We start from the raw sequence: 14,998 nt of genomic DNA on the forward strand, positions 1-14,998 counted from the left end.
GGCAGCTGGCCGAAATGACTGGCCCCCGCAAGGCGCTATACATGCATCAGGACTTCCCTTAACCGACGATTCCGGTACGCTCGATACTCTCGACGAAGTACCTTTGAACGAACAAATAAAGAATAACGAGCGGCAGAATCGCAAGCAGGATGCCGGTATCCTGCACCATGCTCATGAAGAACGGGTCTTTGTTGGTCGTTGCGCCGCCTTCTAGCAATATTTGCAAGTTGTAAGGAAGGGATGACAACTGCGTGGACATCACTTTGCTCGACGTCAGATAGGTTGTCGTGAAGAAGCTATCATTCCACTGCCACACAAAAGAGAAGAGCAATACTGTAACAATGGACGGAATCGCATTCGGCAGCATGATGCGAAGGAACGTCGAGCCAATGCCTGCCCCGTCGATGTATGCTGCTTCCTCTACCTCCTTCGGAATACCTCGGAAAAACTGCCGGAAGATAAAGATGTACAGCCCCGCCTTCAACGAATTCGCTGTAAGCGACGTTAAAATGAAAGGCCAGTAAGAATTAAGCAGATTCAAGGACTTTCCGCCGGTTAACAGCGGGATCACACCTAGAAGCGTAAAGTCCTTCAAGTTCATATAGATCGGAATCAGGATGGTCGTAGGCGGAACCAAGATCGTTAGTATAACGCCACCGAACAGCAGATTGCTTCCTTTGAACTTTAATCTGGCGAACGCATAACCTGCGAACGCACAGGAAGCGGCGGTCATGATTGTCGTCATGCTAGATAGCACAAACGTATTTACTAGCGTTTCCCAATAATCCATAATGGAGATCGCTTGCTTGAAATTATCAAGCGTAAAGTGCTCTGGAATGAACACGACGATTGGCGAATACAGGTCCGCCTTGTCTTTAATCGCCGTCGAAATCTTTTGAATAATGGGATACAAGATAACGAACGACAAGCCGATGATCAGCACAAGCCGAATGATCGTCCACAGTCCTCGCTTCCAGCTATCCAATGATAACAATCGGGCCAATATCAACGTTCTCACTCTCCTTCTATTCCTGGTAGAAGACCCGTTTGGATATGAAGTACGTACTAACTAATAGAATGATCATGATGACTAAGAAGTAGATCCACGCCATCGCCGAGCTAAGCCCGAAATTAAAGGTGGTAAAGCCGGTTTCTTTGATTAGCGTCGTCATATTGTTCCTCGAGAAAGAGTCAATAATCGTATAAATGACGTTTACGAGTATGAGTGGACTTACCATCGGAAACGTGATTTTCCAGAATGCCTCATACCCTGTCGCTCCTTCGATTTTGGAGGCCTCATACAACTGCGGCGAGATGGTCTGAATGCCAGCTAGAAAAATAAGGATTTGCACGCCGGATTGACTGACAATCTGATAAATCCTTTCGACAGCATCCATCAAGTACAAGACAATATCTTGATTAACTCCGGATCTCACCATAATGTTTGCCAGCTCTACCGTCCCGCTCGAAAAAACGCCACCGTTCGCATTTTGTTCGTTGATGGCTTGCACTAAACTTGATGCCTCCAAAGTCGCAATGACGCCGGAAGCCAGTATAACTGGAAGGAAAAAGATCGATCTTGCTAGTGCTCTCCCCACGAACTTTTGATTCAGCAGCACAGCCAGAAACAAGCTGAAAATAACGATAAGAGGAACGTTTACGACCATGTTCATGACCGACTCCGTCAACGTTCGATTAAAGCTCGTATTGACGGTGAGTGCTTCAATATAGTTCGCGAATCCAATGTATTTCATTGTCATCCCGTTCGCATTAGCCTTAATTGAGCTGAAGCTGTATTGCAGTGAACTTAATAAAGGAATAAGAAAGAAAAATAGAAATCCAAGCAGCCAAGGCAGCACGTAAAGAAAGCCCCACAATGCCTTCTGCTCGTTGTACGTCCTTGATCGGAATACAAGCTTCGTTATCGTTCTCATGATTGCTCACCACCCGTCAGATAGCCCTCGGCCTCTATCGTCATCCCGTTTACTGTTGTATTCGTCGCATTGTAGTTAACGATGACGTACGTCCCGTTTTCATAGACGGTTTTGAACAGACCTTCGGCTAGCTTCTCGTGCGCAACAATACGTTCATTCTGAACTTTACTCAGTACGCCGTTCACTTCAGCATAAATATGTGCAGCCTGCTCCAGCCACTGCTCGTAATTGACTGCATATAGTTTGCTGAATTCCGTATCCTTAACCTTATAATTCGGCTCGTGGATCCATTCGAAATATACACCAGAGCCGTACTCGAGACATTTCAGAATGTATTGTCTTACATTCGTGTAGCTGGTCGAATTATATGGAGAACCCGTGTAATCGATATTCCCGCGAATCACCATTTGGAAAAATGGGATTTCTTGGTCCTCGAGCTTATAGCGACTATTCGTTAAAGGTGCGTCCGTAATATCTGATAAGTAAGGCAGTGCGTAGGCATTGCCGCCCTCAGCCAAAATAGTTAAATTAGCTTCACGAATGTTGTTCAACGCCTGAATAGAAATATCTTCCGACTCTGTACGGTCGATTAGTTTGTTTTTGCGGAAATCGCTATTCAACTTATCGGCCATATCACGAAGTGATATCCCGTCCGTTTTAAAGCCTTCCATACCCTTAAGAATAGTATCCACATAAGTACCTACACGTCTCGGCGATACGACATAGGACGGGGACTTCGAGCGGTCTCGTCGCCCTAGCGCAAGATCAAGAGGGTAGAATGACGAAGGCACGCCACGCAGAGAACGCGACGCATCCTCCTTCTCGTTGAATCCCTTCTCCGTATGCGCGCTTAGAATAGCGACGTCGGGATAGAGTTCTACGCCCTGCTCCTTTGCGAACAACGCCAAGCTGCGCAAGCCTTTGGCACCGCCAATCGAACTGTCTACCGATAGTTCCTCGGGTACTTTATGATCGAGTCCACCGTTAAACCAGCCGGCATATCGAAGCTTGATATTAGCGATGCCGAGCTTCTGCATTTCACTAATCATTTCCTCCGTCTGCTTGAACGTGGTAAGCGGCTCTAGCGTCTTGTATGGGATGCCGGCGAAATGCTTCTGTTTCGCAATGCTTCCCACAACCTGAACGTAGAACGGAAGCTCGCTATCCCCGCTTCCCTTCTTCGACACCGGCAAACCGCCCTGGCTCTCCAAATATTGACGATAATACTCGGCCATGCCTTGATACGTCGCGGACTTGCCCGTAAGGAAGGCATAACGCACTATAAAATCACTTTTCATCGGTTGCTCCTGAAACTTGGGCAGCGTTCGCTCCGATCCGTTCGCCTGGAGCGTAAGCTCCCCTTTGTTCGTAACGTTGAAGGTAGGATAAACATAGTTGTAGCTGTTCAATTTGCCGCTGATATCCGCATTGATCGTCGCAATAGGGGCTCCTTCCTCAATAATGCCAAGGAATGCGTTGCCTTCCCTGATCATGCCGAATACCGGCAGCCTGACGGTTTGTTCGTTAATAGCATTCTCGACCCTCTCCATTGCCTGGTCATTACCATATACCGCCTGCTGGTAAGCAGGATACTTCGTCTTGCCATTATTGAACGAGATGAGAGCGCCGGAACCGTCCGGAACGAAGATCGAGCCTTTCTCCTCACTCCCCGCTGCACCAAAGAAGCCCAGCATGGAGACGTTGCTGACCGGATACTCGCTAGGGGACTGAATTTCCTTGGACGGCACCTTAACAACAAGACTCTCCGCATCGAGCTTATACTCGATGCTAGCGAGGAAAATTCTCGGTGCAGGCGAATCCTGCGAAAAGTTCAGTTCAGCCATATCCTTCTCCAAATCCTCTTGTGTGTAGCCGGCATCCTCGAATGCTTTGAACGCGCGATCAAGCTGAAGACCGTTCAGCGCTTGATCATTCCGTGCATAGACCGCCTTATCATCATTTTTGGTATATCCAATACGTAAGGCTCGCTGACCTGCCTTATCGAGCTTGACCGTCAACTCCTCAAAACGAGCCTCGCTTAACATGAGCGGCAGATCCATGGCAGTTCTCTCCGCCTTACCAAATTTATAGGTTACTTTGACTCCGCTATCCATCGTTTCATATTTAACCTGCTTGTACGCAACACTGTCCAGGAACGTATTGATAGAATTGACCTGTCCAAAGCTGTTATAGTAATCTATTTTCATTTGCGAGGACAGCAACCCCTTGTTCACTCCGGTCGCGATAGGATCTGCCTCCGCTTCGAGGGGATTGCTATGCCATACTTCGCCGCCGCTTTTGTTAAGCACAGCAATGGCGCCCGTCTCCTCGTTGATGAACAGCCTGAGCCGCTCATTCTCGGCGATTCCCTTCATATCAACAAGACGCGCATCCGTAAACGAAGCGTTAATTGCCTTTCCTTGCACGAATGACGCCTCTAACTGCTGCATGTCTGCCGCTTGGTTTGCGTTACCCGAGCTGGAGCAGCCGGCGACCAGCAGTCCGGTTACGAGAAACGCGGACATGATGGCATTTCTGGCCATACGCATCTATCGTTCCTCCATTCCTAATTCCTCAAGGTGATTTCTTGATATAAGATCGTGATGAAAGTAATAATTTGTTGAATTAAACTAAAAAACAATAAGCAGAGAAACGCCATGAACCCGATAGCAATCAGCGAGAGCATCATCGTTACGATGGTCTTGCTTGGCGTGAATTGATGAACGGTCATATTTCCAACGAACATAAGATATAGCGACCATAGAGCCGCAAAGCTGTTGAAGAAATAATAAAACGTTGTCTCTTGCATGGAAATGACGTTGCTTAGCCAAATCCACGGGAAGTTGATAATAACCAAAGGCAGCAGTGCGAAACAGGTAGATATGAAGATGTCAACGAATTTCCCTTCACCATCCATTAGGGTCGTAAGCGACCAGTTCGCTGCACACCAGAATAAGACGGGCACAAGAACATAAGTGATCTCCATTAAGCTGTTCATGTATTTAGGATTGTAGATGTTAACTAGAAACCCGCTGTACTGACTGCTCAGTACGTTAGTCAAGATCAGCATCAGCAGAATCCCGAACGATAAAATCAAATTCAGCTTCTTATTCTGTTCGTATTTCAGCTCCCAATAACCGTTAAAGGGATGCATAATTACATATAACGGAAATTTAATGAACTCTTTATTCAAACGAAACGCCCCGCTTTCTAGCCTGCTTCTTCCGATAAGTCCTGATAATCAGAGTAACAGCGGCTATTCCGATGACAACCGTCATTATGGTGCTGAAGTTTGCTCTTAACACTTCTTTGCGGTAAAGGAGAAACGCCTTGGAATAATTGGGTTGATCTAGACTTTGCTTGAAGTACCGCATCGCATCCTTATAGTCACCCTGCCTTAGAATCGCCTTGCCGATGCCGGAATAAGCGAAATCCAGATTTGTGTTTCTATTAATCGTCTGCTTATAGAGCTGAAGCGCCTTGTCTTCCTCGCCTCGGTAATAGCTTCTGACGGCTTCATTCAACGTTCGGCCGTACTCCGTCGTCTGGAACAACGTCATTTCACCGAACGCTTTGTCCAGAACGAGGAAATCGTCCCCAACCCGTTCAATGGCAACCGGCGTGTTGAACTCGCCGATCCGATTGCCCATGCCACCGAACACATACATGAACTGCCCGTCTCCGTTATAAGTGAAAATCCGGCCTCTCTTCGAGTCAAGAACCGAATAAATTTCACTATCCGTAATATCGACGTCAATAAGTCTGGAAGGTCCAAGATCGCGCGTAAAGTTAATATCACCCTGCGGGTCGTATAAACCGGTTCTTCGCAAGATATCGTTTCCTTGCGCGTTCAGCTTGCGGATGGTGTCACCCGAATCTCCGCTGGTCGCGTAAATGAAACCTTCATCATTAATGTCCATATTGGTAAATTCCGTTGGCGTGAACATCACCATTTGGCTGCGCTGCGCCTTCGTCGACAGCCTCTTCCAGAACAGCTCCACTGGATCCACCCAGACACGGTTCGCACCGATGTAAGAAGTGAATGCGCCCTCCGCGCTAAATTCCATCAGCCCGTCGAACACACCTACCGCCATGACATAGATGCGCTGCGCTTTATCCATGACGACCCGCACCGGTTGAAAATCGAAGTTGCCCGGCAGCAGATCGGATTCAGGTTTCTCTACGATTTGCACCAGCTGGCCTTTTTCATCCAGATGAACGACCCGCTTGTTTCCCGTATCTGCAATCAGCACATGCTTCTGCTCGGTTATGAAGATCCCTTGAGGATTCAGAAACGTATCGGCTACACCGTCGTTATTGAAGCTGTTGATCATTGCCTTCTGACGATAATTGATGTCCAGAACAACAATCCGATTATTGCCGGAATCGAGAATATAAATTTCATTGTCCGCCGTCACGTGCAGATCGCTTGGATCTTTAAACGCGCCTATACCCAGCGAGGTGCCGGTCATTAGAGTCGTAGCCTCGTATGCGGAAGGAGATACGACCGTATCTCCCCAGACGGAATAGTTGTAAGAATCGCCATCCGCGGCATAAGCAAGCGATCCTCCCGCACTTATGCCGAATACGCAGCATATAGCCGCAAGGAGATAAGCTCTTAGTTTGGTTTTTCTCTTCAACATCGTGCAAATCTCCCTTCTACTCTTTCATCCCGGAAGTCGCCATCGTCTGGATGACACTGCTCTGCGAGATGACGAAGAGCGTAATTGGAACAACCATCAAGATGAGCGCGACGGCCGCTCCGACGCCAGCGCGCGCAATACCACCGAGCGTAATCTGACCCAGCGCGTAATGCAGCGTCTTCAGGTTTTCACTGTAGATGAAGCTGCCTCCGTCTGTTCCCCAAAGCATAGGAAACTGCAAAATCATAAGAGTGAGCCAAGCTGGCTTTACGTTCGGCATCACGATGCTCCAATAGATCCGGTACTCGCTCGCTCCATCAATCTTGGCGGCTTCCAGCAAAGCTGTCGGAAGCTGCTCCATGAATTGCTTCATTAGGAACAAGCCTAATGGAAATGCGAGCGAAGGAACGATAATAGACGCATGCGTATTGATCCAGCCGAGCCAAGACATCACCATATAGTTTGGAATCGCTGTAACATGACCAGAGAACATCAACGAAAGAACAACGATCGAGAACAGCGTCTTCGAGCCGAGGAACTGATATTTAGCTAACGGGTACGCCGCAGCGGAAGCCAGCAAAATATGTCCGACCGTTCCGACGAGCGTAATGAGCAATGTATTTGCAATGTAACGCGATAACGGCACCCATGAATTGCCCATCAAGGCGACCAGATCATAAAAGTTGTCCAATGTCGGATTATTCACGAAGAAGCGCGGTGGGAAAATAAACAATTCATCCAGCGGCTTGAAGGCGTTGTTCACTGCATACAGCAGAGGCAGCACCATAAACGCTCCGAACAGGGCGAGAAACGCGAACAAGATGAAGCTAACCGTAAACGAACGGTTCAGACGCTTCGTCGTCCGAAATACGGTCATCATTTTAACGACCAACGTTACTCACCTACCTTTCTGAGCAATTTTTGCGTCAATTTGTTAGTCCCGATCATAATAACGAACAGCACAGTCGCAATCGCCGAAGCGTAACCCATTTCGAAACGAATCGTCCCGTAGTCCATCAGATGGGTAACAACCGTATGTGCCGCATAGTTAACGCTCGGGAAACCTGCGAGTGCGATCGTAATATCAGCCACCGCAAGAGATCCCGTAATTTGCAAAACGGCGCCGAACAGCAACTGAGGCCTCATTGAAGGCAGTGTTATGAACCATAATTCCTGCCAGCGGTTTTTTATTCCGTCTACGACTCCCGCTTCTATCAGCGTCCGATCAATCGTTTGCAATCCTGCTATAAAGGCAAGGAAACTAGTGCCTAAGCTGAGCCACAACTGTACGATCATGACGATCATCAGAATGTATTTTTCATTCGTCAGCCATTGGATCGGTTCCAAAATAAATCCATATTTAATCAAGAATCCGTTCATATAGCCGTAGCGGTCGCCCGAGAATACAATTAGCCAAATAAAAAATACATTGCCGGAAATCGCCGGCGCATAGAAGATTAAAGTCATAACCGCCCTTATTTTTGGCGATAGCTCGTTAATAACCCATGCAAAGAAAAAGCAGGCGATATAGCTGACCGGACCGGTAATGATTGCGAAGATGAATGTGTTTTTTAATGCAATCATAAAGATATCGTCGTTCAGAAATAATCTGGAGTAGTTCTGCCATCCGACAAACCGCGGAAATTCGAGCATGTTGAAGTAAAAGAAGCTAAGTATGAGCGAGAATACGACGGGAATGACCGTAAAGGTAAAGAAAATAAGCATGTATGGGCTCATCAAAAGGTAATAATGCTTATTTTTCTTCAGTTCCGTCCATACATGGGACAACTTCGATTTTTTCTTCGGATGGATAAGATTAGGTACGGCTTGACTGGTTGTTTCGGCTTCCAATGAACTCCACCCCCAAACAATTACGGTAAATTAAATTCTTTCCGCTTGATCTCGATTTCATCGTTAATGTAGAGCACATAATCGTTAAGCGCTTCCCTAGAATTCTCGTTCGCGTTGACGACTCTGCGGAAGGCATTGTCCAGATGTCGGCCGGTGAAATAACCGCCCGGCACTTGAGGTATGCCTTCAACCCACTCCCACTGGCTGGACAGATTGTTGTAATCCTTAATTGGCCAAGGCAATTCTGCAAGTGCCTCTACGTTAGCCGTTGGATAACGTGCGGCTTCGCCCATTAACCCTTCCATTTCTCTACCGTAAGCAATTTGCGTATCCTTGCTGGTCCACCATTTCATAAATTCCCAGGACGCTTCCTTGTTATCGGCATTCTCCATCATCATAACGCCAGTCGTATGGCTGGCTACCGCATGATTAACGGTTCCGTTATCTTGCTCCGTACCAGGAACGAGTGTAAACTCCCACAACCCTTTAATCTCAGGCGCGAGCACCGTTAGCATGTTATACGTTGTATAATCCGCAATGCCGATTGGCATCTCGCCCGTACGAAATCGGTTCGGGAAGTCTGCCAGTACCGGAAATTTGTAGTTCGTATAAAATTGCGTCCACTTCTTAAACATTTCCATAGATATATCCATATCAAGCGCACTCTTCTTATCGTCATCACGATAGAATTCACCGCCATTCTGATAAAGCAGCATGGAGAAGGTCGCATTCGGTATGAGACTTGCGTTCGTAGCCTCAATCGGCAGCCAAAACTCCATATTGTGCTTCTGGAGGACAGAAATCATGTTGTAAATATCCTGCCATGTCTTCGGCGGCGCGAGTCCTAGCTCCTCAAGAATATCCTTTCGATAGAATAGCATCGGGAATGACTGCTGCTCAGGCAGTGCATAGACGCCTTGATCGTACTTGTAAGGCGTAAGTCCGCTGTCATGGAAACGCGAAGCGACTTCATCGAAATCAGCAAACTGAGTCAAGTCTGTCGCCGCATCCCGCATCGCGTAGTTCACGGGAACGTCCTCGCCAATTTGCATAGCAACATCAGGTCCCTCGTCGGCCAGTGTCGCCGGAAGCAAAATGTTCCCCGGTACGAGCCTTAAATCTATCGCGATATTCGACTCCGGCGTGAAGGAATCGTCGATTAAGCTCTTAAGCACCTGTGCTTGATCCCGGCCCGTTGTAATCCACACCGTAATTTTGCGGTCCTGCTCATTTTTCGTATTCCCGATGCTGTCATAGTCCTCGGTATAAGACGCAAAGTATGCGCCAAGCTCATGCTTGATCTCTTGGAAGATAGTCGCTCCGGCTCTCGGAAGCTTCTTGTTCGGCGAGGTCACAACGAGATAATCAAGCTTAATCGGTTGCTCCCGAACCGTAAGAATCCACGTGCCTAATCCCCCGACATTCGTTTTAAATGCGGTTAAGCGATTGCCAACCGTTTCTGGGTTTTTAATCATTTCCTTTAATTGGCCAACCATTGTATGAAGAACGGCTACTTTGTCGCTCCGCTCTCCTGTCGATTTTTCTAAATAATCGGCTACGTTCTGTATAATCACTGCTTGCTCTTCGAATGTCTTAACCATATCCGGTATCCGCTTCCCTAATTGGTAATCACGGAACGGATCGGGCGTATTTGATGTGATCATCAATATTTTGCGATACATCTCGTTAAGCTCCAGCACACTAGATTCAATCGTTCGAATGAGCGGGGCGATGTCGCCTAGTGAAACTTCCATTCGAATGCGATGTTTTCCCTTGGACAAGTGGAACAAATACGGCTCTACTTCATCCCCCAGCACGTTCATTTCCCAATCCATGTTAAAATTAAAGCGTAAACGCTTCATTTCCTGGAAAGGAGTCTCTCCGTCAATCGTCAAGCTTCGAGTGGCGTATATGCCGCGCAGCGTATCCTGCTTTTGCTTAAGCGCGATCTGATATAAGCCGTCCTCGACAGTCTCAAACTCCCACTCAATCCACTGTCCCGGAAGCTTCCAGTTCGTTCCGCCGATCGTATTGATTCGAAGCTTGGATACATTGTAAGGAATGACCGTCGGACTCGACCGGTCCGCCAGCGGATATAACGTAGGCGATGATTTGGCGACCGCGTCCTCCGCTTGTATTTCGATGTACTGATTCGATACCGGCTTGATTCCTTTTGCCTCATACTCTTTCTTCTTGTCCTCATACGGAAACAATACTGGTTCTTGATACAATTCAATATAATCAATCGCCATCGGTTCCCTTAAAGCCGTCAAGGAAAACGATTGCTGCCCGCTCTCAAAGTAAAAGGAGTAAGGCTCGTCATAATATCCATTTCGATCCGTGAAAACTCCGATTTGCCATGACTGTTTTTCTACCTGCCTTGGCCTGATTTCATTGCCGCGATCGTCACGCTCAATTTCGTCCTGTCGATTTCCCCAAACTCGATCGAATAATAAAATATCCGCCCCCTTGAAAGGGACTTTTCCGTTAATGGCAAACTGCCTTTCAATCGCAGAGCTTTTCCCCTCGATCGGCAAATAATGAATTCTGATGTTGTACAGACCCGCTTGTGTAACCATTACATCCCATGAAATGGAGCCGCTCTCCGGTGTTACAACCGCCTTACCGTTCAATCCTTCCAGATCGTTCGCAATGTCGAACCCTTCTCCAGTCGTTCCAGAGAAGCTCTCGCCCTCTATTCGAATGACCTCGTCTGGCCCCCCAGCCTTGATATGCGTAGTCAAATACGCATCATAGCTGTCTTCTCCTGCTGATGCCGTAACGGCATCGAAATCACCCATAGCCATGACGCGTCTGCTATCCTTCGAATCTGAAGGGTAGAAAGCCCATATAGAAGTTGCCAGAACGGTAAGAACGAGTATAATTGCGATGTAGTTCTTCTTTCTGAAGTTCAACTTTTCTCCCTCCTACAGTAAGAAGTTAAATTCAACAACAGTCCCCATTAGAAATATTTCTAAAATGGGGACTGCCTCTCACACGTTATTACACGTTAAGAACCATACACCGCATCAATCGCCGCTTGGAATACAGGTTTATACTTCTCTACGACCGTAGATACCGATACCCCGCTGTTGATCTCACCTACGAAGTCCCAGAACTTCAAGGCATCACCGTAAGTGCCGTGGTCGAATACGATCATGCCAGCTCCAACTTGCTTGGCATTGTTAATGTCATCCTCGTTTGAAAAACTGCTTTCAAGGGATGACTGACCAGGATAGTCGTATTCGGAATCGATATCGTTGATTTTTTCCCAAATGTAAAGCAGCTGCTCGGGATTCTCCACTGCCTTTGGAATCGTCAGTGCTTGGTAAGCACCTTCGCCGGAATGATATTCCGTTTCGCTTGGACCTTTCGGGAATGGTACAAAGCCAATATCCGCGTCCGGCATATCCGTCTTAAAGCCATTCAATTCATAAATAGCACCGGCATACATTAGCGTATTTCCTTGACGGAAAAATTGTCCAGGCTCCGTCCAATCTCCGCCCTCCGTCGGTCTGTAAACTTGCTCCGTTGCCAATTTCGACAAGAAGTTCAACGTTTCTTGCGTAGCGGGGTCATCGAGATTTTGTTTGTTGCCTTTTGTCAGATGAGCTCCGTTTGAATACATCGCATGCTCGATAACTTGAGAATTAGCAAGTCCCCATGTATCCAGCTTGCCGTCGTTGTTTGTATCTTTATTGGCTTCTTTCGCTACTTGAACGAAGGTATCCCAATTCCAGTTGTCCTCGTTCACATAATCTTGAAGCGCCTTTATGCCAAGCTGATTCAAGAGCGTCCGATTGTAGAAAATGCCTTGTACCAGGTTGTTATTGTCTTCTGTAAACGCATAGCCTTTACCCTCATAAGTAAAGAATTCGCTCGTAGCCTTCTGATTAAACACTTTCGTGTTTTTCGTATAATCATCGACAGGCCACAGCAAATCTTGCTTGACCAATGTCGGAATCGAATAGTTTCTTCCCAAGCGGACGATATCGCCAAGCGGTTCTCCCGCTAGTAGGGATGCTGTTACTTTTTGTTGATATTCGCCAAAGTCAACCGCTACATATTCCATTTTAAAGTTATGCTTCTTCATCAGCTCATCAAGATTTTTCTTTCGTTGGATGTTGTCCGGATTGTCTTCCTTAATCGCCATATCCCACCAAGAAACGACTTTAATCGTTCTGCCGCCCATGTCGAAATCTAACTCGGGCGAGCTGTTTAACTCTTCTTCTCCGTTGCCCTCAGGAACGGTTGTCTCAGTCCCCCCATTGCCCGACCCATTGTTCGAGCCGCCGTTTGTTCCGTTGTTCTTGCTGTTGCCCGAACCGCTGCTGCATGCAGAAAGAATGAGAACGAATGCGCATAACAAAACCATTAATTTACGAATCTTCATTGCGAATCCCCCTTAACATATTGAACTACACCGAAAGTGTAGCGCTTTCATAAGGCAAGCAACAACCTGTTGAATATCAGATCTATTACCCTTCACATTCTAGATTGGAAATCATTTACTTTCTTCGTTAGACCCTTTTTTTTCAAGAAGTAAAAAACTGCGCGCAATGCAAAGAAAAGCACATTGTATCCACTGCCCCCAATTTACATAATAAAAACGTAGACATTCTCCCGTTAGAGAAACCCTCAGGTACAACTATAAGAATGTAAATCATCTGTTGATTAACTTTGATTATATTTCACATCGAAAATTTAGCTTTTACAGCCAAGAACGGCGATAGCCGTTTACGCTCAAGCAAATGCAATTGGGAGGTAACCATCATGTATAAAGTGCTGCTTGTCGACTATGACTCCACATCTTCGATGGAGATGTTGCAACGTATGCCAGAGTGGCATGGGATTGGATTTGAATTGGACGCTTATGCGAACAGCTCTGCGGACGCTATTAAATTTCTAGATCAAAACTATTTTTCGCTCATCCTGGTCGGCATGAACGGCTCTCACCATGATGCCTTGTTTCTTTGTGATTACATTCGCCGGAAGAGCCGTGTACCACTTGTCCTTATAGGCGGAAGCAACGACTTCCAGCTTGCCCGAAAGGCGCTCTATTACCAAGTAAACGATTATTTGCCGGACCCTGTTACTTCTGTCGAACTGACTTCATGTCTTCTGACTGTCAAAGGCGAGCTTGATTGCATAATCGATAATAATAGAGCGCTCTCATGGACGCCTATGGAAAATGAGACTCCGCCTCAGCCGAATATCATTGAACGGGTCAAGGAATATGTCGATGAATCGCTGTATCAAAATATTACCTTGAAACAAATTTCCAACAGTCTGCATTTCAATTGCTCGTATTTAGGTCAAAAATTCAAGTATCAGGAAAATATGACCTTCAATGAATATTTGCTGCAGCAGCGTATGGAGAAAGCAAAGCTGCTGCTTGAGAATACGGACCTGAAAGTGTACGAAATCGCGAATGAGATCGGATATACGGAGATGGATTGGTTCTATAAAAAGTTCAAATCATATACCGGTGTAAGTGCTAACGAATATCGAAAAATGTTTTCCATTATCTCGTAACCGCTTACATTTTTGCATGGCAGATTCGTCTGACATTTGTAGCAAAAAAACCTCATCCTCGCCTAATAGCGGGAAATGAGGTTTTGCTTTTCGTATGGGAGGTTTCCCAATTACGTCATAATCTTTAAGATTGCTTCGTTAACTTTCCGTGCTTTCCTGACGCGGATAGAGGACAATGCGGCCATCTTCCATCTCCACCCGCACCTTGTTGATTTCTTTGAATCCTTCCGTGTCTAGGAAACCAGAAGGAATCTGTAATCGACCCGCTTTATCCAGCACCGCATATTCTGTGTGGCTCTCCGCCTCCAGCATGGCGCTTTCGGCATCCAGCATAGCCAGCTCATCCGTGTACGAGACTTTGCGGATCATCTCCGCTGACGTTTTACCATCCCTAATCTGGACGACCCGGTCCACCTTGCGTGCGAGTTCCGGATCATGCGTTACAATTACGATCGTAATTCCGATCGATCGATTAAGCGTTCGGAACAAATCAAGTACTTGATTTGATGTGCTTGTATCGAGTGATCCTGTCGGCTCGTCCGCGAGCAGCAGCTTTGGATCGTTGGCAAGCGCGATTGCAATCGCCACCCGCTGCTGCTCGCCGCCAGACAGCTCATTCAGCCTGTTCCGCATCCTGTGGCCAAGCCCTACCGCTTCCAGCAGCTCCATTGCCCGCTCCCGCCGGCGCTTGCCGCGGAGCAGCATAGGAAGCTCCACATTAGCCAGCGCCGTTAAATATGGTATGAGATTACGCGCATTGTTCTGCCATACAAAACCGACCGTATCGCGCTTATAGGCTACCAGTTCCTTTTCTCCGAACTTCAGCAGGTCTTTGCCGTCCACATAAAGCTTGCCGGCCGACGGCTTGTCAAGTCCCCCCAGCATGTTCAGGAGCGTCGACTTGCCGCTGCCTGAATTGCCGATAATCGCCATTAGCTCGCCGGCCTCGACCTGCAGATCCAGACCTTGCAGAGCGAACACCTCAAGATCCGCCATTTTGTAAATTTTGACGAGTCCTTCACTTTTAATCATCGT

At 47.0% G+C, this 14,998-nt stretch carries 11 protein-coding genes; 1 reads left to right on the plus strand and 10 read right to left on the minus strand.

Annotated elements, in window-relative coordinates:
- Positions 1–58: 58 nt before the first annotated feature.
- From E0496_RS17855 to E0496_RS17895, 9 genes are all read right to left on the minus strand, one after another.
- Positions 59–1,009: a carbohydrate ABC transporter permease gene (locus tag E0496_RS17855; protein WP_141503116.1), complete on the minus strand. Its 951-nt coding sequence runs from the start codon at positions 1,007–1,009 to the stop codon at positions 59–61.
- Positions 1,010–1,025: 16 nt separating this feature from the next.
- The gene (locus E0496_RS17860; RefSeq protein ID WP_141503117.1) at positions 1,026–1,934 is read right to left on the minus strand and encodes a carbohydrate ABC transporter permease; all 909 of its coding nucleotides are present in this window, start codon (positions 1,932–1,934) and stop codon (positions 1,026–1,028) included.
- On the minus strand, positions 1,931–4,483 hold the full coding sequence (locus tag E0496_RS17865; RefSeq protein WP_141503118.1) for a DUF5696 domain-containing protein: 2,553 nt from the start codon (positions 4,481–4,483) through the stop codon (positions 1,931–1,933). The genes E0496_RS17860 and E0496_RS17865 overlap by 4 nt, the downstream gene beginning before the upstream one ends.
- Before the next feature lie 17 nt (positions 4,484–4,500).
- Positions 4,501–5,127: a Yip1 family protein gene (locus E0496_RS17870; protein WP_141503119.1), complete on the minus strand. Its 627-nt coding sequence runs from the start codon at positions 5,125–5,127 to the stop codon at positions 4,501–4,503.
- Positions 5,120–6,577 (minus strand): hypothetical protein, encoded by a 1,458-nt coding sequence (locus E0496_RS17875; protein WP_141503120.1) that lies wholly within the window; start codon positions 6,575–6,577, stop codon positions 5,120–5,122. Before E0496_RS17875 ends, E0496_RS17870 begins: the two co-directional genes overlap by 8 nt.
- Positions 6,578–6,593: 16 nt before the next feature.
- Positions 6,594–7,457, minus strand: coding sequence for a carbohydrate ABC transporter permease (locus E0496_RS17880; protein ID WP_175598083.1), 864 nt, complete (start codon positions 7,455–7,457; stop codon positions 6,594–6,596).
- Positions 7,458–7,471: 14 nt separating this feature from the next.
- On the minus strand, positions 7,472–8,428 hold the full coding sequence (locus tag E0496_RS17885) for a carbohydrate ABC transporter permease (protein ID WP_141503122.1): 957 nt from the start codon (positions 8,426–8,428) through the stop codon (positions 7,472–7,474).
- Positions 8,429–8,448: 20 nt separating this feature from the next.
- Positions 8,449–11,343, minus strand: coding sequence for an extracellular solute-binding protein (locus E0496_RS17890; RefSeq protein WP_141503123.1), 2,895 nt, complete (start codon positions 11,341–11,343; stop codon positions 8,449–8,451).
- 95 nt (positions 11,344–11,438) lie between these two features.
- Complete coding sequence (locus E0496_RS17895) at positions 11,439–12,821, minus strand: ABC transporter substrate-binding protein (RefSeq protein ID WP_141503124.1); 1,383 nt, start codon at positions 12,819–12,821, stop codon at positions 11,439–11,441.
- 380 nt (positions 12,822–13,201) lie between these two features.
- Between E0496_RS17895 and E0496_RS17900 the strand changes: the two genes are divergently transcribed.
- Positions 13,202–13,963: a helix-turn-helix domain-containing protein gene (locus E0496_RS17900; protein ID WP_141503125.1), complete on the plus strand. Its 762-nt coding sequence runs from the start codon at positions 13,202–13,204 to the stop codon at positions 13,961–13,963.
- A 138-nt stretch (positions 13,964–14,101) separates the two neighbouring features.
- On the opposite strand, the gene E0496_RS17905 is transcribed toward E0496_RS17900, so the two are convergent.
- Positions 14,102–14,995: an ABC transporter ATP-binding protein gene (locus tag E0496_RS17905; RefSeq protein WP_141503126.1), complete on the minus strand. Its 894-nt coding sequence runs from the start codon at positions 14,993–14,995 to the stop codon at positions 14,102–14,104.
- Positions 14,996–14,998: the final 3 nt, after the last annotated feature.

Origin of the sequence: Paenibacillus luteus, from assembly GCF_006542765.1 — a bacterium.
In the GTDB taxonomy this organism is placed as follows: domain Bacteria; phylum Bacillota; class Bacilli; order Paenibacillales; family Paenibacillaceae; genus Pristimantibacillus; species Pristimantibacillus luteus.

Bases quoted from the DNA above. Each gene is read 5' to 3' on its own strand.
- E0496_RS17905 (WP_141503126.1), bottom strand. From the start codon at position 14,995: ATGATTAAAAGTGAAGGACTCGTCAAAATTTACAAAATGGCGGATCTT.
- E0496_RS17865 (WP_141503118.1), bottom strand. From the start codon at position 4,483: ATGCGTATGGCCAGAAATGCCATCATGTCCGCGTTTCTCGTAACCGGA.
- E0496_RS17895 (WP_141503124.1), bottom strand. From the start codon at position 12,821: ATGAAGATTCGTAAATTAATGGTTTTGTTATGCGCATTCGTTCTCATT.
- E0496_RS17880 (WP_175598083.1), bottom strand. From the start codon at position 7,457: ATGATGACCGTATTTCGGACGACGAAGCGTCTGAACCGTTCGTTTACG.
- E0496_RS17875 (WP_141503120.1), bottom strand. From the start codon at position 6,577: ATGTTGAAGAGAAAAACCAAACTAAGAGCTTATCTCCTTGCGGCTATA.
- E0496_RS17900 (WP_141503125.1), top strand. From the start codon at position 13,202: ATGTATAAAGTGCTGCTTGTCGACTATGACTCCACATCTTCGATGGAG.
- E0496_RS17860 (WP_141503117.1), bottom strand. From the start codon at position 1,934: ATGAGAACGATAACGAAGCTTGTATTCCGATCAAGGACGTACAACGAG.